This window comes from Streptomyces sp. NBC_00285 (genome assembly GCF_036174265.1).
GTDB lineage: Bacteria > Actinomycetota > Actinomycetes > Streptomycetales > Streptomycetaceae > Streptomyces.
Genome location: NZ_CP108055.1, coordinates 8412498 through 8433427, shown reverse-complemented (window position 1 = coordinate 8433427; position 20930 = coordinate 8412498). Strand labels below are relative to the sequence as shown.

19 protein-coding genes are annotated in these 20930 nt (G+C 71.2%); 6 read left to right on the top strand and 13 right to left on the bottom strand.

Going from position 1 to position 20930, the window contains the following annotated elements:
* Positions 1-6: 6 nt before the first annotated feature.
* Complete coding sequence (locus tag OHT57_RS38675; RefSeq protein WP_328751450.1) at positions 7-1314, bottom strand: PP2C family protein-serine/threonine phosphatase; 1308 nt, start codon at positions 1312-1314, stop codon at positions 7-9.
* On the bottom strand, positions 1314-2117 hold the full coding sequence (locus tag OHT57_RS38670; RefSeq protein WP_328751449.1) for an alpha/beta fold hydrolase: 804 nt from the start codon (positions 2115-2117) through the stop codon (positions 1314-1316). Before OHT57_RS38670 ends, OHT57_RS38675 begins: the two co-directional genes overlap by 1 nt.
* 176 nt (positions 2118-2293) lie before the next feature.
* Here OHT57_RS38670 and OHT57_RS38665 point away from each other — a divergent pair, with 176 nt between their 5' ends.
* A complete protein-coding gene (locus tag OHT57_RS38665) occupies positions 2294-3943 on the top strand; it encodes an NAD-dependent malic enzyme (protein WP_328751448.1) in 1650 nt (549 codons plus the stop codon).
* Between the two features lie 73 nt (positions 3944-4016).
* Here the strand turns inward: OHT57_RS38665 and OHT57_RS38660 are convergent, their stop codons facing one another.
* The 10 genes from OHT57_RS38660 to OHT57_RS38615 form a co-directional block, all read right to left on the bottom strand.
* A complete protein-coding gene (locus tag OHT57_RS38660; protein WP_328751447.1) occupies positions 4017-4187 on the bottom strand; it encodes a hydrophobic protein in 171 nt (56 codons plus the stop codon).
* 93 nt (positions 4188-4280) lie between these two features.
* Positions 4281-4946: a hypothetical protein gene (locus tag OHT57_RS38655; protein WP_328751446.1), complete on the bottom strand. Its 666-nt coding sequence runs from the start codon at positions 4944-4946 to the stop codon at positions 4281-4283.
* Positions 4947-4995: 49 nt separating this feature from the next.
* Positions 4996-6558: a carboxylesterase/lipase family protein gene (locus tag OHT57_RS38650; protein ID WP_328751445.1), complete on the bottom strand. Its 1563-nt coding sequence runs from the start codon at positions 6556-6558 to the stop codon at positions 4996-4998.
* A gap of 25 nt (positions 6559-6583) precedes the next feature.
* Positions 6584-7222, bottom strand: coding sequence for a GOLPH3/VPS74 family protein (locus tag OHT57_RS38645; protein WP_328751444.1), 639 nt, complete (start codon positions 7220-7222; stop codon positions 6584-6586).
* 114 nt (positions 7223-7336) lie between these two features.
* Positions 7337-7996, bottom strand: a complete 660-nt coding sequence (locus OHT57_RS38640) for a response regulator transcription factor (RefSeq protein ID WP_328751442.1) — start codon at positions 7994-7996, stop codon at positions 7337-7339.
* Entirely contained in the window at positions 7993-9174 is a 1182-nt protein-coding gene (locus OHT57_RS38635; protein WP_328751441.1) for a sensor histidine kinase, read from the bottom strand. The genes OHT57_RS38640 and OHT57_RS38635 overlap by 4 nt, the downstream gene beginning before the upstream one ends.
* A gap of 38 nt (positions 9175-9212) precedes the next feature.
* Positions 9213-9506, bottom strand: a complete 294-nt coding sequence (locus tag OHT57_RS38630) for a putative quinol monooxygenase (protein WP_328751440.1) — start codon at positions 9504-9506, stop codon at positions 9213-9215.
* Positions 9503-10294 carry an ATP-binding cassette domain-containing protein gene (locus OHT57_RS38625; RefSeq protein WP_328751439.1) on the bottom strand — a complete coding sequence of 264 codons (792 nt, stop codon included), beginning with the start codon at positions 10292-10294 and terminating at the stop codon, positions 9503-9505. The genes OHT57_RS38630 and OHT57_RS38625 overlap by 4 nt, the downstream gene beginning before the upstream one ends.
* Positions 10291-11325, bottom strand: a complete 1035-nt coding sequence (locus tag OHT57_RS38620) for an ABC transporter permease (RefSeq protein WP_328751438.1) — start codon at positions 11323-11325, stop codon at positions 10291-10293. The genes OHT57_RS38625 and OHT57_RS38620 overlap by 4 nt, the downstream gene beginning before the upstream one ends.
* Before the next feature lie 104 nt (positions 11326-11429).
* Complete coding sequence (locus tag OHT57_RS38615) at positions 11430-12545, bottom strand: substrate-binding domain-containing protein (protein ID WP_328751437.1); 1116 nt, start codon at positions 12543-12545, stop codon at positions 11430-11432.
* A gap of 149 nt (positions 12546-12694) precedes the next feature.
* On the opposite strand from OHT57_RS38615, the gene OHT57_RS38610 reads away from it, so the two are divergent.
* On the top strand, positions 12695-13750 hold the full coding sequence (locus OHT57_RS38610; protein WP_328751436.1) for a LacI family DNA-binding transcriptional regulator: 1056 nt from the start codon (positions 12695-12697) through the stop codon (positions 13748-13750).
* A gap of 208 nt (positions 13751-13958) precedes the next feature.
* Positions 13959-15338: a glutamate decarboxylase gene (locus OHT57_RS38605; RefSeq protein WP_328751435.1), complete on the top strand. Its 1380-nt coding sequence runs from the start codon at positions 13959-13961 to the stop codon at positions 15336-15338.
* Positions 15339-15402: 64 nt separating this feature from the next.
* Here the strand turns inward: OHT57_RS38605 and OHT57_RS38600 are convergent, their stop codons facing one another.
* On the bottom strand, positions 15403-15753 hold the full coding sequence (locus OHT57_RS38600; protein WP_328751434.1) for a DUF1801 domain-containing protein: 351 nt from the start codon (positions 15751-15753) through the stop codon (positions 15403-15405).
* A gap of 170 nt (positions 15754-15923) precedes the next feature.
* Here OHT57_RS38600 and OHT57_RS38595 point away from each other — a divergent pair, with 170 nt between their 5' ends.
* From OHT57_RS38595 to meaB, 3 genes are read left to right on the top strand one after another with little or no spacing between them, the layout of a single operon-like run.
* Positions 15924-17732 (top strand): methylmalonyl-CoA mutase subunit beta, encoded by a 1809-nt coding sequence (locus OHT57_RS38595; RefSeq protein WP_328751433.1) that lies wholly within the window; start codon positions 15924-15926, stop codon positions 17730-17732.
* Positions 17732-19924, top strand: coding sequence for a methylmalonyl-CoA mutase (gene scpA, locus OHT57_RS38590; RefSeq protein ID WP_328751432.1), 2193 nt, complete (start codon positions 17732-17734; stop codon positions 19922-19924). The genes OHT57_RS38595 and scpA overlap by 1 nt, the downstream gene beginning before the upstream one ends.
* Complete coding sequence (gene meaB / locus OHT57_RS38585; protein WP_328751431.1) at positions 19921-20910, top strand: methylmalonyl Co-A mutase-associated GTPase MeaB; 990 nt, start codon at positions 19921-19923, stop codon at positions 20908-20910. Before scpA ends, meaB begins: the two co-directional genes overlap by 4 nt.
* Positions 20911-20930: the final 20 nt, after the last annotated feature.

Genomic DNA, 20930 nt, shown 5'->3' with positions numbered 1-20930 from the left:
ATGCGTTCATCGGTGTCGGCGCGCGGATCGCGTGCTCTCCGTCGCGGGTCTGCGGGTCGGGACGCCGAGGGCCAGGAGTGCGGTGTCGTCATCGAGGCCGTCGCCGAAGCCGTCCAGCAGGGCGGTCAGGGCGTCGATGACGACCTGCGGGGGTGTACCCGCCTGAGTGGTGGCGAAGGCCAGCAGGGCCTCGTCCCCGTAGCGGCTCCCGCGGGCCTCGCCGGTACGGGCTTCGGTGAGACCGTCCGTGTAGAGCAGAAGCGTGTCGCCGGGGGCCAGGACCGTCGTGGCGGTGACGAAGGTCGCGTCGGGCAGGGCACCGACGAGGAAGCCGCCGGGGGTGGGCAGGTAGCCGGCGGTGCCGTCGGCACGCAGGACGAGGGCGGGCGGGTGGCCGCCCGCGGCGAGGCGGACGGTGATCTGCCCGGTACCGGGGCCCGGTTCGAGGGTGCCGAAGACGGTCGTGCAGTAGCGGGGGTCACCGCTGCCGGTGTACCGCTCGTGAAGCACCGTGTTGAGGGTCGACAGGGCGGCGACGGGGTCGGGGTCGTGCAGAGCTGCGGCGCGCAGGGTGTAGCGGGTCAGGGAGGTGACCGCGGCGGCCTGGGGGCCCTTGCCGCACACGTCTCCGAGGAAGAAGGCGAAGCGGGTGCCGTCGATGGGGAAGACGTCGTAGAAGTCGCCGCCGAGCCGGTCGGGAGAGGCGGTGTGGTAGTGAGCGGCCGCTTCCATCCCGGGTACCGCCGGCAGGGTGGCGGGCAGCAGTGACTGCTGGAGCACGGCGAGGGCTTCCTGGAGCCGGGCCCGGTCCGCCTCGGAACGTCTGCGTGCTTCTTCGGCCGTTTTCCGGCCGCGCAGGAGTTCCTCCTCGTAGGCCCGGCGGTCCCGGGCGTCGAAGACGGTGGTGCGGATCAGCTGGGGTTCGCCGGTGCTGCCGTGCTTGACCACGGAGGAGACGAGGACCGGGATACGGCCGCCGTCGGCCCGTCTGGTCTCCAGGGCGATGCCGCTGATACTGCCCTGCATCCGCAGCAGTGGCGCGAAGTGGGTCTCGTGGTAGAGCCTGCCGCCCACGGTGAGCAGGTCGGTGAACCGCATCCGGCCCACCACCGCCTCGCGCCGCAGGCCGAGCCAGCCCAGCAGCGTCGAGTTGATCCTGGCGATGGTGCCGTCCATCAGCGTGGACAGGTATCCGCACGGTGCGTTGTCGTACAGCTCTTCCGCACTGTCCTCCAGCAGCGCGGCGAATGCCGCATCCGACGATCTGGCGCCCTCAGAGTCCTGGGGGTCGGGTTGCTGTCCGATGCGGCACATCACCTCAGTCGGGCCAGGAAGGCGGTGATCGCCTCGTTGGTGGCTTCGGGCGCCGACAGGTGCGGGCAGTGCCCGGTCGCGTCGAGCGTGACCAGGGCCGAACCGGGGATCGCCTGGTGGACGTAGGCGCCGACCTCTCGGGGGGCGACGGCGTCCTGGGTGCATTCCAGTACCAGCGTCGGCACCTTCACGGTCTTCAGGTCGTCCCTCGAATCCGACAGGAACGTGGTGTGAGCGAAGACGCGCGCCATGTCGGGATCGGTGGCGCAGAAGCTGTTCGTCAGCTCCTCCCCCAGTTCCGGCCGCTCGGCGTTGCCCATGATCACCGGCGCCATCACGGCCGACCAGCCGAGATAGTTGGACTCCAGGGAGGTGAGGAGCTCGTCGATGTCCTGTTCACTGAACCCGCCCCGATAGCCGTCGTCGTCGATGTAGCGCGGCGACGGGGCGATCATGACCAGCGCTCCGATGCGCTCGGGCGCCCGGTCGGCGGCCAGCACCCCGACCATCGCGCTGACCGAGTGCCCGACGAAGACCGCGTCACACAGGTCGAGTTCCTCACAGATGTCCACCACGTCCTGGGAGTACCCGTCGAGGGACGAGTAACGCTTCTCCGAGAACGCGGACAGGTCCGAGCGGCCCGCACCCACGTAGTCGAACAGCACCACCCGGTAGTGGTCGACGAGGGCGGGCAACGTCAGCCGCCACATGTTCTGGTCACATCCGAAGCCGTGGGCCAGTACGACCGTCCGGCCCCCGGGGTTGCCGGTGACCGTGACGTTGTTCCTGCGAGCGACATCCATGGCCCCAGTCTCTCGTGCCGCCGGACCGCTCCGTCACGACCCCGTCCACGCCCCGTGTTCCTCCGCATCCCGCCGACCGCCCGGACACACCACCTCACCTGTCCTCGACCAGGTGATGACCGTTCCTTTCCACGGCTTTGTGCCCGTGCGTGGGTATCCCGGGAAGGCGAACGAACATGACAGTGAACGAATCCCCCCGTGACCCCCGTGGCACGGCACTGCTCGCGGACCCCCTGCGCAACAAGGGCACCGCCTTCACCCCCGAGGAGCGGGCCGCGTACCGCCTCGACGGGCTGCTTCCGCCCGCCGTGGAGACCCTGGACGAACAGGCCGAGCGCGCCTACGAGGCGTTCCTCGGCTACGACAAGCCGTTGAACCGGCACATCTATCTGCGCCAGCTGCAGGACACCAACGAGATCCTCTTCCACCGCCTGGTCACCGGCCATCTGGAGGAGATGCTGCCCGTCGTCTACACGCCGACCGTGGGCGAGGCCTGCCGGCGCTTCAGCGAGATCTACCGCCGCCCGCGCGGGCTGTTCCTGTCGTACGAGGACCGGCACCGCTTCCGGGAGATCCTGCGCAACCGCCCGCATCCGGACGTGGACGTCATCGTCGTCACCGACGGTCAGCGCATCCTGGGACTGGGTGACCAGGGCGTCGGCGGCATGGGCATCCCGATCGGCAAGCTCAGTCTCTACACCGCCATCGGCGGGATCCACCCGGCCCGCACCCTGCCGATCCTGCTGGACGCCGGAACGGACAACGAGGAGTTGCTGGCCGACCCGCACTACCTGGGCCGCCGGGAGCGCCGCGTCACGGGCGCCGCCTACGACGAACTGGTGGAGTCGCTGGTGTCGGCGGTGGAGGCCGAACTGCCCGGCACGCTGCTCCAGTGGGAGGACTTCGCGACCGCGCACGCCCGCCCGATCCTCACCCGCTACCAGGACCGGCTGCTGACCTTCAACGACGACATCCAGGGCACGGCCGCGGTCGCGCTCGGGGCCTTGACCACGGCCACGACGCTCGCGGGCACCCGGCCGGCCGACCACCGGATCGTGGTCCTCGGTGCGGGCTCCGCGGCGGTCGGGGTGGCCGACATGATCCGTACGGCGATGACGGACGAGGGTCTGTCGCAGGACGAGGCACGCTCACGCTTCTGGTTCGTGGACGTCGACGGGCTGCTGGTGTCCTCGCGCGAGGGGCTCAGCGAGGAGCAGCGCGTCTACGCCCGCGACGACGAGCGGGAGTCGTACGGTCTGGCCGAGGTGGTCCGCCGGGTGGAGCCGACCGTGCTGATCGGACTGTCCACCGCGAAGGGCGCCTTCACCGAGGAGATCGTCCGGCAGATGGCGTCCACGTGCGAGCGGCCGGTGATCTTCCCGCTCTCCAATCCGACCTCGCACGCCGAGGCCGACCCCGCCGACCTGGCTCGCTGGACGGACGGCCGGGCGCTGGTCGCCACCGGTTCGCCGTTCCCGCCCCTGAAGATCGACGGCCGTGAGGTGCCGGTGGCCCAGGCGAACAACGTGTACGTCTTCCCGGCCGTCGGCCTCGCGGTGACGGCCTCCCGGGCGAGCCGGGTCACCGACCGGATGATGGTCGCCGCCGCCCGCGCGGTGGGCCGGTGTGCCGTACGGTCCGCGCCGGACGACGGTGTGCCCGCGCCGCTGCTGCCGCCGCTGCGGGACATGCGGGAGGCCGCCCGGGAGATCGCCGTGGCCGCGGCGGTGGCGGCCGTGGAGGACGGTGTCGCGCCGGAGGCGACCGAGGAGGAACTGCGGGCGGCGGTCGCCCGCACCCAGTGGACTCCGCGGTACGAAGACTGACCCGGCCGCCTGACAGCAGTTCGGCCCGCCGAGTGGACTCGGCGGGCCGAACTGCTGTCGATCAGGGGTCAGTTCACCATCGGTACCAGCGGCCTCGGCCGCCACCCGCCGAGGTGGACCGCATGACGAAGCCGAGCAGCCACAGCACCAGGACGGCTATGGCGACCCACCACAGGATCTTGACGGCGAAGCCGGCTCCGAAGAGGAGCAGTGCGAGAAGCAGAACTATCAGCAGGGGAACCATTTCTATCAACCTCCTGCACGCCGAATGCCCTGCGATTCTTCCGTCATTCACCCACAACGCTTTGTTTATGAAGGTAACTTTGGGGAATCGGTGTCAGCGCTGAAAAGCCGGGGATCCTGTGGGCACCCTGCGGGTGGCACTGCGGTAGGTGGCGATGCCCAGGGCGAGCATCCAGTAGCTGAAGACGGCGCCCATCAGGGCGGTCGTGCCCCATCCGTTGGCCGCGTAGAAGTGCTCGGGGGTGTTGCCGAAGAACAGGGACGGCACGAAGAGCAGGTTGGCTCCCGCGAGGACGTAGGCGGAGCGGCCGGTCCAGCGCGGCAGGAGTTTCGTACGGGAGACCGCGTAGCCCACGGCGGTCAGGAAGAACGCGAGGACGAGGCGGCCGATCGTCCCGTAGAGGATGTAGGTGCCGCTGACGGTGATGGTCGGGTCGATCGGGTGGTCGGCGGCGATGACCGCGCCGGCTTCCAGTCCGCTGGAGACCAGGGTGATCGTGACGTAGACCAGACCGGTGGCGAAGGCCGTGGTGCCGACCCACTCGTAGGCGGGGTCGGTGCCTTTGACCAGTTCCCGGAAGACGGTCACGAACACGAGCAGGAACGTCAGGGCGATGATCCCGATCAGCAGCCTGGCCAGGACGTTCGAGTCCGGTGGCGGGCCGGAGTAGACGAAGTACAGGGGTACTTCGACGATGAAGGCGATCGCGGTGGCGATGCCGGCGAGGCCCGTCAGGCGCCTGGCCGTGGTTTCGTTCATGGTTGTCCCCCTGAGGTCGTTGTGGTGGCGTGTCAGTGGTCGGCTCGGGTCACCCGAGGGCGTTCCAGAACGCGCAGTGGTGGCGCGCCGACGTCGTGACGGTCGGGACGACGTGGTCCGGCGCCAGGGACAGCACCGTGCGCCGGGACCAGTGCGGCGACGACGGACCGTTCGGGTCGGCGGTGCGGGCGAAGCGGGTCCAGTAGCCGATCATGGTGGCGGCGAGCCGGTGCTGCGCCGCGGTCAGGACGCGGGGGCGGCCGCCCAGGTCGAACAGGTAGGGCAGTTCGCTCGCGTGCGGTGCGCCGAGCGGGAACGGCGGCGTGCCGGAGGTGAGCGGCGGGGCGTGTTCGTCGGCGAACTCGTAGCGCCAGACGGGTACTTGGGCGGCGATCAGGCCACCGCTCTCCGCTGTCGGGCAGGCGAAGTCCGCGTCGCCGATGACTGCGCCGAACACCGGGCCCCCGTCGGTGCGGTGCACCGGGTACTCGTGGACGATCGCCTTCGCCTGTCCCGGCGCGGGGAAGAAGGCGGCGACGACGTCGGGCCAGGTGCCGGGGGTGACGGGGTTGCCCGCCTGGACGATCCCGGCGGCCCAGCCGTTACCCTCGTCGTGGTTGGCGCCGATGAGCACGGGGACGTGGTGGAAGCGGCCGCCGGTGATCGCCGCGGCGGGGTCGACGGGCAGCAACGGCGTTGCGTACGCCGGTTGTTGGTCGCCTTCCTGGGCCGCGAGCAGCCGGGACACGGGCACGCGCCGCAGACAGGCGAGGGCGTCGCGGGCAGAGCCGCAGCCGACCTTCGCCGCCAGGTCCGCGCCCGCCGTACGCGCCGTGGACAGCGGAACGGAGGACGGGGCGAACGGCCGGTCGGAGCGGCCTGTGCACGGGCCGCTCTCGATGATCGCCCGGTCGAAGAGCCCCGCGGCGGCGGGTGAGGCGAGCTGGGCGCAGACGCTGTAGCCGCCCGCGGACTCACCGGCCAGCGTCACCCTGCGCGCGTCGCCGCCAAAGGCACCGATCTCGGAGCGGACCCAGCGCAGCGCGGCCTGCTGGTCGGCCAGACCGAAGGTGCCGGAGCCGGGCAGTCCGCTGTGCGCGAGGTAACCGAGGGCGCCGAGACGGTAGTTGACGGTGACCACCACGACGTCACCACGGATGGCCATGCGGTGTGCGTCGTACGAGCTGCCCGCTCCGCTGGTGAAGCCGCCGCCGTGCAGCCATACGATCACCGGCCGGGGGTTTCCCGGTCCCGCGCTGTCGGGCGTCGTGACGTTCAGGTGGAGACAGTCCTCGTCGGTGCTGCCGCCGGGTACCTCACCGGCCGGCTGGGGGCAGGCGCTCGCGGGCCGGGTCGCGTCCCGCACCGCGGACCAGGGGGCCGCACGGTGGGGCGGCGCCCAGCGCAGATCGCCGGTCGGGGGCGCCGCGTAGGGGATGCCCTCGAAGGTGCGGTAGCCGTCGTGGGCGGCGCCGCGCACCGGGCCGTCGTGGGTGCGTACCGTCGTGGCGGCGGGCCGGGCGGGCTGGGTCGGTGGTGCCGCGGACCAGGCCGTCGCGAGCATTGCGGTCAGGGCGCAGCCCAGTGTGGTCATGACGCGGTGCATGCTCATCATCTCCCCCTCGGATCAACTGTGTTCAGCTGCCGCCCATACCGCCCTGCGCGGCGATCATGGTCGTCGGCAGGGCGCGTACGGCTTTCTCCAGACCGGGCGCGAGCGTGGCGAGGACCGCCGTGCAGGCGTCGATACGGGTCCGGAACGTCTTGCGGTCCTGCCGTGAGACGACCGAGCGGATACCGCCCGCCGCGGCCAGGGCCAGCAGTGCGGCGTCGGTGGCCGGGATCTCCCGCACCGGGGCGTCGCCGTGCAGCGCCGCCGACACCCGGGCGTGCAGGGCCGCGGGCACGGCGGGGTCCGTCACGGTCAGCCGCCGGGTGCCGAAGCGGGTGCGGGGCTCCTTCACGGCCAGGAGACCCGCGGCGGCGAGCCGGTCCTCCACCTCCGTCAGGGTCCGCTCGCGGTGGCGGCGCACGAGGTGCTTCCAGCTGTGCCCGCCGGCGGCGTCCCGCAGAACGCCGTCCAGGACGGGATCGCCGGTCGGTTCCGTGCCGGACACGGTGACCGTTCCGTCCGCCTCCCCCAGCCGGCCGCGCAACGCGAGGTCGACGAGGGCGGCGGCACGCACCAGCAGCTCGGTGCGGGGACGGTCGTAGGGGCCCGCGGCTGTGTCGTCGTGGGCCAGCAGATACATGAGGCAGGGCAGGTCGTCGGTCACATACCGACGTTATGGCCGCTCACCTCGGCCGCGGATCGGCCGCACGAACGGACCGGCACTGGGAACACAGGAGGACCGCGGCCCGGTCTCCTCCCTGAGGAGGAGACGGTGCCGTCAGGGCTCGCGGGGCTGCACGAGTCCGTGGTCGTAGGCGACGACGACGGCCTGGACGCGGTCGCGCAGACCGAGTTTGCGCAGCACCGCGGTGACGTGGTTCTTGACGGTGGCCTCCGACAGGCGCAGCCGTCCGGCGATCTCCGCGTTCGACAGCGCCTGCCCGATCAGGGTGAGCACCTCCCGCTCACGGGGGGAGAGGTCCCGCAGGGAGGGTGGCGGCGCCGGGTCGGGGGTGGTGCGCAGGAACCGGTCGAGGACGCGGCCGAGCACGGTCGGCGCCAGCAGCGCGTCGCCGCGCGCGGTGAGACGGATCGCGTCGACGAGTTCGCCGGGGCGGATGTCCTTGAGCAGGAAGCCACTGGCCCCGGCCCGCAGGGCGGCGACCACGTGCGCGTCCACGTCCCAGGTGGTCAGCACGAGCACCCGGGCCCGGCTGCCGCACTCCGCGATCTGCCGGGTCGCCTCGATGCCGTCCAGGACGGGCATGCGTACGTCCATCAGCACCACGTCGGGCGCAAGGTCCCGTGTCAGCCGCACCGCCTCCCGGCCATCGGACGCCTCACCGACCACCTCCAGGTCGTCCCGGGCGTCGATGATCATGCGGAATCCGGTGCGGACCAGGACCTGGTCGTCGGCCACCACCACGCGCAGCGTCATGACGCGCGCTCCACCGGCAGCCGGGCCGCCACCTCGAAGCCGCCGCCGGGCAGCGGAGCGGCGCGCAGCGTCCCGCCGACGAGCCGGGCGCGCTCGTTCATCCCCACCAGACCGCGTCCCGCGCCCGCCGCGGCCGAACCGCCTTGTGCCGTACGCCCGTTGTCGGTGACCGTGACCTGCACGCACTCCTCCGCGGCGCTCACCCGCACGCGCACCTCGTCGGCGCCCGTCGCGTGGCGCAGCGTGTTGGTGAGGGCCTCCTGGATGATCCGGTACGCGGCCAGGTCCACCGCGGCCGGCAGCCCGTCGCAGCGGCCCTCGCGGTGCACGTGCACGGTCATCCCGCTCGTGCGCACGGTGTCGGTCAGCTCGTCCAGGCGCGCGAGCGAGGGCCCCGGCTCCCGACGCACACCCGGCTCGACGGACCCGTACTCCTCCGCGTCGGGGCCGAACGCCCGTAGCAGCAGGCGCAGTTCGCCCAGCGCCGAGCGGGCGCCCGTCTCGATGGCCCGCAGTGCCTCACGTGCCTGTTCGGGCCGGTCGGTGAACACGTCCTCGGCGGCGCCCGCCTGAATGACCATCACCGACAGGGTGTGCGCCACGACGTCGTGCACCTCGCGCGAGATCCGCGCGCGTTCCTCCACCACGGCCCGGCTCATCTCCGCCCTGGTCCGTTCCCGATGCGCCCTGCGCCACTGCCCGGCGGTCCACGCGAGGACCACGGCCAGCAGATAGACGGTCATCCCGGCGGGGCCGCCGCCCGCCGCGAAGGCCAGCGGCGCGGGCAGGCACATCGCCGCGAGGGCGCCCGCCGACCACCGGCGCGGCCCGGTCGCCGACAGCACGCACAGGGTGACCTGGGCCGCGAGCAGCGCCCCCGTCAGGGTCACCTCGGGCAGCAGTGCCCACACCCCGAGGCCGGCCGCCGCGTTCGCGGCCAGTACGGCGACCGGGGCGCGTGTCTGCCATCTCAGGGCGCCGGCCTGCCCGAGGACCAGGACCACGGCCACGGGCAGCCGCCGGACGTCCTCGGCACCGGCGACGAGCACCGAGGTGCCGAGGACGCCGAGGACCATGGCGGCGGACCCCCACCACAGCGTCCGGGCCGCCCGGGGCGACAGCTCACCGTGCCCGTCCGCGCCGACCGTCCCGCCCGGCTGTCTGCTGCTGCGCTCCACGCCCCGACCCTATCGGCGCGCGGCGGTGCGCATCGAGGTCAGTCCAGCGCGTCGAGGTACGTCAGCACGGACGCGTCCTCCTCGATGAGCGGGGCGAGAGCCGTGTTGAACGGGGGGCCGTACGGGGCGTTCAGATGGGCCTTGAAGGCGTTCTCGTCCCGGTACACCTCGAAGATCCAGAAGGCGTGCGGGTCGGCCTCCTTGGTGTAGACGTCGAAGGCGAGGTTTCCCTCCTCCGCGCGGACCTCGCGGGCGTAGTCGCGCAGCAGCCGGGCGACTTCGCCGACCGCTCCCTCGCGGGCGGTGAACTCGGCGAACAGGGTCTTCTTCACGGGGTCGTGCCCACTTCCGGGGTCATCTTCCTGGCGCCCGTCATGATGGCCACCGCGTCCTCCATCGAGTGTGTCCCGGGGGTGATGACACCCGCGCAGGCGCCGAGCCGCTGGATGTGGATACGGTCGGCGACCTCGAAGACGTTCGGCATGTTGTGGCTGATGAGGATGATGCCGAGGCCCTGGTCGCGCAGGTCGCGGACGAGCTTGAGGACCTGGCCGGTCTCGCGGACGCCGAGGGCGGCGGTGGGTTCGTCGAGGATGACCACCCGGCCGCCGAAGACCGCGGTGCGGGCGACGGCCACGGACTGGCGCTGGCCTCCGGAGAGCGTCTCCACCGCCTGGTTGATGTTCTGGAGCGTGCCGATGCCGAGCCGCTTGATGTGGTCGGCCGCCTGCCTCTTCATCTCGCCGGTGTCGAGCATGCGCAGCACCGAGCCGAGGATGCCCTTGCGGCGGATCTCGCGGCCGAGGAAGAGGTTGCTGGCGATGTCCAGGGCGGGGGCCACGGCGAGGGTCTGGTAGACGGTCTCGATGCCGGCGTCGCGGGCGTCCTGCGGCCGCTTGAAGTTGACCTCCTTGCCTTCGACGCGGAGGCTGCCCTGGTCCGGCACGAGGGCCCCGGACAGGCACTTGATCAGGGTGGACTTGCCGGCGCCGTTGTCGCCGATGACGGCGAGGACCTCGCCGGGGTGGAGGGTGAGGTCGACGTCGTTCAGGCCGACGACCCGGCCGAAGACCTTGACCAGGCCCTTGGCCTCGAGAACGGGGGCGGTGTCGGTCGTCACGACTTCACACTCCGGATCCACTGGTCGACGGAGACAGCCGCGATCACGAGGACACCGACTGCGAGGACTTGGTAGTTCGGGTCGATGCCGGCCAGCGCGAGGCCGTTCACGAACACCTGGACGATGAGGGCGCCGATCAGCGAGCCGAAGACCACGCCGCGTCCGCCGAACAGGCTGGTGCCGCCGATGACCACGGCGGTGATGGACTGCAGGTTGGCGTTGAGACCGCTGTTGGGGTCGCCGCCGCCGACCCGGCCGACCAGGACCCAGGCGGCCACGGCGATGGTGAACCCGGCCAGCATGTAGGCGCTGAGCAGGACCCGGTTGACGGAGATGCCGGCGAGGCGGGCGGCCTCGATGTCGTCGCCCACGGCGTACAGGTGGCGCCCCCAGGCGGTGTAGCGCAGGGCGTAACCGACCACCGCGTACAGGGCGATCATGAGGAGGACGCCGTACGTCAGGTTCAGCTGGCCGAGGGAGACGGTCTGGCCGCTCCACACCAGGATGTTGCCCGGCTGCAGGGCGATGGTCTGGCCCTTGGCGTAGATGAGGGTGATCGCCGTGAACACGCTGAGGGTGCCGAGGGTGACGATGAAGGGCGGCAGCCTGACCTTGGTCACCAGGAAGCCGTTGACGGCCTGGGCGGCGATCGCGACGACCGTGCCGGCCAGCAGGGCGAGGACGCCGGGCCAGCCGTTGTCGGCGACGAGCTTCGACATCAGCAGGGAGGCGAGCACCATGACGGCGCCGATGGACAGGTCGATGCCGGCGGTGAGGATGATCACCGTCTGGCCGACGGCGAGCGTCCCGATGACGGCCACCTGCTGGGCCACCAGCGAGAGGTTCTGCAAAGCGTAGAAACGGTCGTTCACCAGGGAGAACACGATCGCTGCGAGCACCAGGACGATGGCCGGGCTGAGTGCCGGCTGACGGTGCAGCACCGCGTGGATGCGCTGGCTGAAAGTGGCGGGCCGGTTGAGGAACTCCTCCGCCGGTGCCGGTGTGGCTTGACTGTCCACGTGAGTGGTCACAGGGGGTCCTTCCGCTGTCTTCCCCGGTACGGCTCATGAACTCGTGTGCGAGGGTGCGACGCCGGTGCCCTGACGGCTACCGGCGTCGCACCGGCTCGTGGGCGTCAGCTGCCCCAGCAGGCGGACGCGGCCTGCGAGGGGGACTGCACGCTCAGGCCACCCACGGACTTGTCGGCCACCAGCGCGGTTCCGGTGTCGTAGAACGACTTGCCGTTGGTCACGCTGGGCTTGCTGCCGCCCCGGGCCAGCTTCGCGATCGAGCTGACACCGAGGGCCGCCATCTTGCCCGGGTACTGCACCGCGTCGGTGGCGAACTTGCCGCTGGTGACGTTCTTCAGGCCGGAGCAGCTGCCGTCGATGGCGTAGATCGCGGCGCTCTTCTCCTTGCCGGCCGCCTTCAGCGCGTTGTAGGCGCCCTCACCGGCGGGCTCGTTGATGGCGTACACGACGTTGATGTCCGGGTTGGCCGACAGGCAGGTCTCCATCGCGGTGCGTCCGCCGTCGATGGCGCCCTGGGTGGGCTGGTGACAGGCGACGGTGTACGTGCCGCCCTTGCCGCCGGTGTACTTGCCGCTCTTGGCCTCCTTGCCGTTCTCGGTCTTGCTGCCCGGGTCGATGCCCATGCCCTCGAGGAAGCCGTGGTCGCGGTCGATGTCGACGGAGACGACCTGGTTGTTGAACAGGTCGAGCATGGCGATGACGGCGGGCTTGCCGTTCAGGGCGGCCGCGGCGTACTGGCCGTTCAGCTTGCCCGCCTGCTCGTTGTCGGTGGCGTAGGTGATGTCGGCGGTGCTCGCCGGGTTGAGCGCGGTGTCGAGGGCGATCACGAACAGGCCGGCCTGCTTGGCGCGGGTCAGCGCGGCGTTCACGGCGTCGCCGTTGGTGGTGATCAGGATGCCCTTGTCGCCCCGTGAGATGGCGTTGTCGATGGCGGTGATCTGGGTCTGGGTGTCGCCGTCGGACTGGCCGGCCGCCACCGTCAGGCTCACGTTGTCCTTGGCGGCCTGGGTCTTGGCGTCCTTCTGCATGCTCACGAAGTACGGGTTGGTGAGCGTCTTCAGGATCAGCGAGACACCCACCTTGTCTCCGCTCGAGGAGGAGCCCCCGTCGGAGGAGCCGCAGGCCGCCAGCGTGGCGCCGAGGCACACGGTGACGCCGATCGCTGCCGCACGCGTACGCAGACTGCGGCGGCCCGACGCCTGGCTGCTGGAGAAGTTCATCACTTGATCCCTTTCGGAGCCGTCCCTTGGCCGACGCTGAGACAACGTTGACTGACGGGGATGCTGGACCCATATGGACGGGGACGTCAAGGGGCTGGTAGACATGCGTCGGCAACGAGTGAGTAACGCACAATCGGCTGGAGACAACGATGACTCAAGGCGTGCCTCCGCCACGGTCCCCCCGCAGTCGCCCCACGATGCGCGAGGTCGCGGCGCTGGCCGGCGTGGCGATCAAGACGGTGTCGCGTGTGGTCAACGGCGTCCCCACCGTCGATCCGGCGATCGTCGCCCGGGTGCGTGAGGCCGCCGACCAGCTGGGTTACCGGCCCAACCTGACCGCCAGCAGCCTGCGGCGCGGAGACGGCCGTACCGCCACCATCGGCATGCTCGTCGAGGACGCGGCGAACCCGTTCTCCGCCGCGCTGACCCGCACCGTCGAGAACGTGGCGCGGGAGCGCGGTGTGCTCGTCCTGGTCGGCAGTCTCGACGAGGACCCGGCCCGTGAACGGGAGCTGGCCCGGGCGCTCATCGACCGGAGGGTCGACGGGCTGGTGATCGTCCCGGCGGGGCGCGACCAGAGCTATCTGATCAGCGAGCAGGGTTCGGGTACCTGCATGGTCTTCATCGACCGTGAGGCCGGTCTGCTCGACGCGGACGCCGTGGTCTCCGACAACCGCCAGGGGGCCGTCACCGCCGTCAACCACCTGTTGAAGGCCGGCCACCGTCGTATCGCCTATCTCGGCGACCGGGCGTCCATCTCCACCGCTGCCCTGCGCTTCGACGGTTACCGGCACGCCCTGGAGGTCGCGCAGCTCAAGTGCGACGAGGAGATCGTCCTGCACGCGGCGGCCAGCGAAGCGGCCGCCATGGCCGCGACCGAACGGTTCCTGTCCCTGCCGGATCCGCCGACGGCGCTCTTCACCAGCCAGAACCTGGTGACCATCGGAGCCGTTCGCGCGCTGCGCGCCCTCGGCCTGCAGGACTCCGTCGCCCATGTCGGCTTCGATGACTTCCCGCTGGCCGACCTCCTCAGTCCGGGCGTCTCCGTCATCGCCCAGGACGTCGAGCAACTGGGCAAGCAGGCCGCCGAGATGCTCTTCCACCGGCTGGACGGCGACCAGTCCCCCACCCGGACCGTCACCGTGCCGACCCGGCTGGTCGAGCGCGGCTCCGGCGAGATCCCGGCCGGAGCCCTTCGCGACTGAACCGGCCCGGCGGCGGTGGTCCGTGCGCAGGGGCGGGAGCACGGGGTCGGGCATGTGACACCGCGTCAGTATGTACAAGGGAAAATCCGGTTCATCAGTGCGCAAATGGATCACTGGATCGGTGTAATCGGCACAGATGCCGGTCCGCGCGGGGACCTAGCGTCGGAGGGCACGGGGCCGTACGAGCCAGAAAGGCATCGAGTCACTCATGCCCATTCCGCACACCGACGTCATGCCCGCCCTCGAGTTCGACACCCTGACCGCCGCACCCGGCCCCGGCCACCCGGCCGCCGACCCCCTGCTGCTCCCGGTCGACGAGTTGCCCGCAGCCATGTCACCGCCCGAGGAGGTCTGCCGGCGGGTGCGTGACGAGCTGATGCTCGACGGCAACGCCCGGCTCAACCTCGCCACCTTCGTGACCACGTGGATGGAGCCGCAGGCACGGGAGTTGATGGCGGAGACGGCGGAGAAGAACCTCGCGGACCGCGCGGAGTACCCGCAGATCACGGCGATGGAGGAACGCTGTGTGCGGATGCTCGCCCGGCTCTGGCACGCGCCGCGTCCGGAGCAGGTCCGCGGCTGTTCCACCACCGGTTCCAGCGAGGCCGCGATGCTCGGCGGGCTCGCGCTCAAGCGCCGCTGGCAGGCCCGCCGTCGCGCCCAGGGCAAGGACACCGCGCGCCCGAACCTCGTGATGGGCTCGAACGTCCAGGTGTGCTGGAAGAAGTTCGCCAACTACTTCGAGGTGGAACCGCGTTACGTCCCGATGGAGCCGGGCCGCTACCACCTGACGCCCGACACGCTCACCGCCTACTGCGACGACAACACCATCGGCGTGGTGACCGTCCTCGGCTCGACGTACGACGGCTCCTACGAACCCGTCGCGGACATCTGCCTGGCCCTGGACGGATACCAGGCCGCCACCGGCACCGACATCCCCGTGCACGTCGACGGAGCGTCCGGTGCGATGGTGGCCCCGTTCCTCGACCCGGGTCTGATGTGGGACTTCCAGCTCGAACGCGTCGCCTCCATCAACACCTCGGGACACAAGTACGGGCACGTCTTCCCCGGTCTCGGCTGGGCCCTGTGGCGGGACGCCGGCGCCCTGCCCGACGACCTGGTCTTCGAGGTCGACTACCTGGGCGGCAGCTCGCCCAGTTTCACCCTCAACTTCTCCCGCCCGGGCGCGCACGTCGTAGCGCAGTACTACAGCTTCCTCCGGTACGGCTTCGAAGGGCTGCGCAACCTCGCCGCCCAGAGCCGTACGACGGCGCGTGCGCTGGCCGCCCGGATCCGCTCCATCGCCCCCTACGAGCTGGTCACGGACGGCTCCGAACTCCCCGCCTTCACCTTCCGCGTGGCACCCGGCACCCAGGGCCTCACGGTGTTCGACGTCTCCCAGTCCATGCGTGCCCGCGGCTGGCACCTGCCCGCGTACACCTTCCCGGCGCCCTGCCAGGACGTCTCCGTCCTGCGTGTGGTCGTACGCACCGGGTTCACCGCCGAACTCGCCGGCATGTTCGTCGCCGACCTGACCGAGGTCACCAGGCGGCTGCACACCGACCGGCCGGCGTCCCCGGTCGGCTAGGGCTTGTCATCGCATGCGCGTCGGCCGCCCGGAAGGCAGGCGGGACTGCGACGACAGGCCGGCCCTAAGCGCCCCCGGGTCCCAGCGAGGCACGCACGAGAGCACTCAGCTCCTCGTCGGTGACGTCGTGCGCGTCCTGGGACCACAGCCGCAGGGTTCCCTTTCCGCTGAGGAGCTGCGGGTGCCGGGCGAGGAGGCCCGCGCCCGCCTCCTGGTCCCAGCCGTAGACCGACACGCCGTGGCGCCACACCCCCACGTGCAGCCTGCGGTCACCGGCCCGGTAGGTCGGCATCCCGTAGGACAGCACGACGTCGGCCTCGGGATACGTCTGAAGGATCAGCCGGTGCATCCGGTCGAAGAGCGGGCGGTGCTCGGCGGCGATCGCATCGATGTAGGTCTGCGCTGCGGCGTCCATACGCCTCATTGTGGTGGTCAGCGGCTCATTTTCCCCGCGGAGCCGTCGGTCCCGAAGGGAGCCCACGGACGCGTGGAGTGCACGGGAGACCGGGGTCACAGTCTTGTTGCGGGCAAGGTCACAGCCGTGCCCTCTGCTTCTCCTTCGCGGGTCTGGCCTAGCATCCCAGCATGACGGTCCTGCCTGACGACGGGCTCTCGCTGGCCGCCGAGTTCCCTGACGCGAACCTTGAACAGTGGCACGGCCTGGTGGCCGGTGTCCTGCGCAAGTCGGGTAAGGAAGTCTCCGGCGCGGCAGCGGAGGACGCCCTGTCCACCGCGCTCGAGGACGGGTTGCGTACCCGGCCCCTGTACACCGCGCACGACGCCGCACCCGACCCCGGCTTCCCCGGCTTCGCCCCCTTCGTGCGCGGCGCCCGCGCCGAGGGGAACACCGGCGGCGGCTGGAACGTACGGCAGCGGCACGCGGTCGCCGACAACGCCGCGGTGCTCGCGGACCTGGAGAACGGCGTCTCCTCGCTGTGGCTGGTCGCGGGCGAGAACGGCGTTCCGGTCACGTCGCTCGGCACGGTCCTCGACGGCGTCTACCTCGACCTCGCACCCGTCGTCCTCGACGCGGGCAGCCAGTTCGAGCCCGCCGCACGGGAGTTGCTGCGGCTGTACGCCGAGCGTGGCATCGACAACAAGGCCGCGCGCGGCAACCTCGGCGCGGACCCGCTCGGCCATCAGGCGCGTACGGGCGAGGAGTTGGACTTCGCTCCGGTCGTCCCGCTCGCGCGGCGGTGCACCGAGGATCACCCGGGGCTGCGGGCGCTGACCGTGGACGCGCTGCCGTACCACGAGGCAGGCGGTTCGGCCGCGCAGGAGCTGGGCTCCTCGATCGCCACCGGTGTCGCCTATCTGCGGGGGCTGACCGAGGCCGGGCTGAGCGTCGAACAGGCCTGCGGGCAGCTGGAGTTCCGGTACGCGGCGACGGCCGACCAGTTCCTGACCATCGCCAAGCTGCGGGCGGCGCGACGGTTGTGGGCGCGGGTCGCCGAGGTGTGCGGGGCGCCCGGTGCCGGCGCTCAGGCGCAGCACGCCGTGGTGTCGCCGGTGATGATGACCCGACGCGACCCGTGGGTGAACATGCTGCGCGCGACGATCGCCACCCTGGCCGCCGGGGTCGGCGGCGCCGACGCCGTCACCGTGCTGCCCTTCGACCACGCGCTCGGCCTGCCGGACGCGTTCGCGCGCCGTATCGCCCGCAACACCTCGACGATCCTGGTCGAGGAGTCGCATCTGTCCCGGGTGATCGACCCGGCGGGCGGTTCCTGGTACGTGGAGCGGCTCACCGACGAACTCGCCGAGGCCGCCTGGCGGTTCTTCCGGACGATCGAGCGCGACGGCGGCCAGGCGGCCGTCCTGCGCTCCGGCCGGCTCCGCACCGACCTGGCGACGACGTGGGCCCAGCGCTCCAAGAAGCTCGCCACCCGGCGCGAACCCGTCACCGGCGTCAGCGAGTTCCCGCACCTCGGCGAGAAGCCCGTGGAGCGCGCCCCCGCACCCGAGCCCCGGACCGGCGGTCTGCCCCGCGTCCGGCGCGACGAGGCGTACGAGTCGCTGCGTGCCCGCTCCGACGCCCATCTCGCGGCGACCGGGTCCCGGCCGCGGGTCTTCCTGGCCGCGATCGGCCCCGCCGCCGCACACACCGCGCGCACGATGTTCGCCGCCAACCTCTTCCAGGCGGGCGGTGTCGAGCCGGTCACCGAGGGCACGTTCGAGGAGAGCGGCGCCACCGAGGTCTGCCTGTGCTCCAGTGACGCGGTGTACGAGGAGCAGGCCGAGGACGTCGCGGGGACCCTCAGGTCGGCGGGCGCGCGGCACGTGTTCCTCGCCGGGCGGCCCGGGCAGTACACCGGTGTGGACTCCTATGTCTTCGCGGGCTGCGACGCCGTCGCCGTGCTCACCGCCACCCTCGACCGCATGGGAGTGTCCTGATGACCGCCCCCTATGGCCCTGCCGTCCCCGACTTCGCCGGGATCGAGCTGGGGACCCCGGCCACCGAGGGCAGTGCCGACGACTGGCGTACGGCCGTGAAGACCGCCACCGGCGGGGCCGGGGCCGTCTGGGAGACACCCGAGGGCATCGCCGTCAAGCCGCTCTACACCGGCCGTGACCTGGAGGGCCTGGACTTCCTGGAGACGTACCCGGGTGTGGCGCCGTATCTGCGCGGCCCGTACCCGACGATGTACGTCAACCAGCCCTGGACGATCCGCCAGTACGCGGGCTTCTCCACCGCCGAGGAGTCCAACGCCTTCTACCGGCGCAACCTCGCGGCCGGCCAGAAGGGCCTGTCGGTCGCCTTCGACCTGCCCACGCACCGCGGTTACGACAGCGATCACCCGCGCGTGACCGGTGACGTCGGCATGGCGGGCGTGGCCATCGACTCGATCCTCGACATGCGGCAGCTCTTCGACGGCATCCCCCTGGACAGGATGTCCGTGTCGATGACGATGAACGGCGCCGTGCTGCCGGTGCTGGCGCTGTACATCGTGGCGGCGGAGGAACAGGGCGTGCCGCCCGAGAAGTTGGCCGGGACCATCCAGAACGACATCCTCAAGGAGTTCATGGTCCGCAACACCTACATCTATCCGCCGAAGCCGTCGATGCGGATCATCTCCGACATCTTCGCCTTCACCTCGCAGCGGATGCCCCGCTACAACTCCATCTCCATCTCCGGCTACCACATCCAGGAGGCGGGTGCGACGGCCGACCTGGAGCTGGCGTACACCCTCGCGGACGGTGTGGAGTACATCCGCGCGGGCCGTGAAGTCGGCCTGGATGTCGACGCGTTCGCGCCCCGGCTGTCCTTCTTCTGGGCGATCGGCATGAACTTCTTCATGGAGATCGCCAAGCTGCGCGCGGCCCGTCTGCTGTGGGCCAAGCTGGTCAGGCAGTTCGACCCGCAGAACGCCAAGTCCCTTTCCCTGCGCACCCATTCGCAGACCTCGGGCTGGTCGCTGACCGCGCAGGACGTCTTCAACAACGTCACGCGCACCTGCGTCGAGGCCATGGCGGCGACCCAGGGCCACACCCAGTCGCTGCACACCAACGCCCTCGACGAGGCACTGGCGTTGCCCACCGACTTCTCCGCGCGCATCGCCCGCAACACCCAGCTGCTGATCCAGCAGGAGTCGGGCACCACCCGGGTCATCGACCCGTGGGGCGGCAGCGCCTACGTGGAGAAGCTGACGTACGACCTCGCGCGCAAGGCCTGGCAGCACATCCAGGAGGTGGAGGCGGCGGGCGGCATGGCCAAGGCCATCGACGCCGGCATCCCCAAGCTGCGCATCGAGGAGGCCGCGGCCCGCACCCAGGCCCGCATCGACTCCGGCCGCCAGCCCGTCATCGGCGTCAACAAGTACCGCGTCGAGACCGACCAGGCCATCGACGTCCTCAAGGTCGACAACTCCTCCGTACGCACCCAGCAGATCGAGAAGCTGCGGCGGCTGCGCGCGGAGCGGGACGAGACCGCCTGCCGGGACGCCCTCGACGCGCTGACCCGGGCCGCCGACGGCGAGGGCAACCTGCTGGAACTGGCCGTGCACGCGGCCCGCGCGAAGGCCACGGTCGGCGAGATCTCCGATGCCCTGGAGAAGGTGTACGGCCGGCACGCGAGCCAGATCCGTACGATCTCCGGCGTGTACCGCAACGAAGCAGGGGAGTCGGAGAACGTGGACCGCACCCGCGCGCTGGTGGACGGCTTCGAGGAGGCCGAGGGCCGCCGGCCGCGGATCCTGGTCGCCAAGATGGGCCAGGACGGCCACGACCGAGGCCAGAAGGTGATCGCCACCGCCTTCGCCGACCTCGGCTTCGACGTCGACGTCGGCCCGCTGTTCCAGACCCCGGGCGAGGTGGCCCGGCAGGCCGTCGAGGCGGACGTGCACATCGTGGGCGTCTCGTCCCTGGCCGCGGGGCACCTCACCCTCGTACCGGCGCTGCGTGAGGCGCTCGCCGAGGAGGGCCGCGAGGACATCATGATCGTGGTGGGCGGGGTGATCCCGCCGCAGGACGTGCCGACCCTCCTGGAGATGGGCGCGGCGGCCGTGTTCCCGCCCGGGACGGTGATCCCGGACGCGGCGTACGACCTGGTGGAACGCCTGTCCGCCGACCTCGGGCACGGGCAGTGATCGAACTCGACACCTATGTGAAGGGTGTACTCGACGGCAGGCGGGCGATCGTCGCCCGTGCCATCACGCTCGTCGAGTCCACCCATCCCCGGCACCGGCCGCTCGCACAGGAGTTGCTCACCGAACTGCTCCCGCACAGCGGCCGGGCGCGGCGGATCGGCGTCAGTGGGGTACCGGGCGTGGGCAAGTCGACGTTCATCGACGCGTTCGGCACGATGCTGACCTCGCTCGGGCACCGGGTGGCCGTGCTCGCGGTGGACCCGTCCTCCAGCCGTACCGGCGGCTCGATCCTCGGCGACAAGACCCGCATGGAGCGCCTGGCCGTCGACCCGGCGGCCTTCGTCCGGCCCTCCCCCACGGCGGGCACGCTCGGCGGGGTGGCCAAGGCGACCCGGGAGTCGATCGTGGTGATGGAGGCCGCGGGCTACGACGTCGTGCTCGTCGAGACCGTCGGTGTCGGCCAGTCGGAGACCGCCGTCGCCAACATGGTCGACTCCTTCCTGCTGTTGACCCTGGCCCGTACCGGCGACCAGCTCCAGGGCATCAAGAAGGGCGTCCTGGAGCTGGCCGACGTGATCGCCGTGAACAAGGCGGACGGGCCGCATCAGCGCGACGCGCAGGCCGCCGCACGGGAGTTGGCGGGCGCTCTGCGTCTGATGCACGGCAGGGACGCGGCCTGGACTCCGCCCGTGCTGAGCTGCAGCGCCCGCGAGTCGGCGGGCCTGGACACCGTGTGGGAGCGCCTCGAACAGCACCGCACGCTGCTCGAATCCACGGGCCGTCTCGCCGCCAAACGACGTGACCAGCAGGTGGACTGGACCTGGACGATGGTCCGCGACGACCTGCTCGGCCGCCTCCGCTCCGACCCGGCCGTCCGCGCCCTCGCCCCGGACCTCGAACAGCAGGTCAGGGATGGGGAGTTGACGGCCACGCTGGCCGCCGAGCGAATCCTGAGGGCCTTCGGTCAGGACACCGACCGCGGGTAGCCGCCCCCAGGCCGGACCTT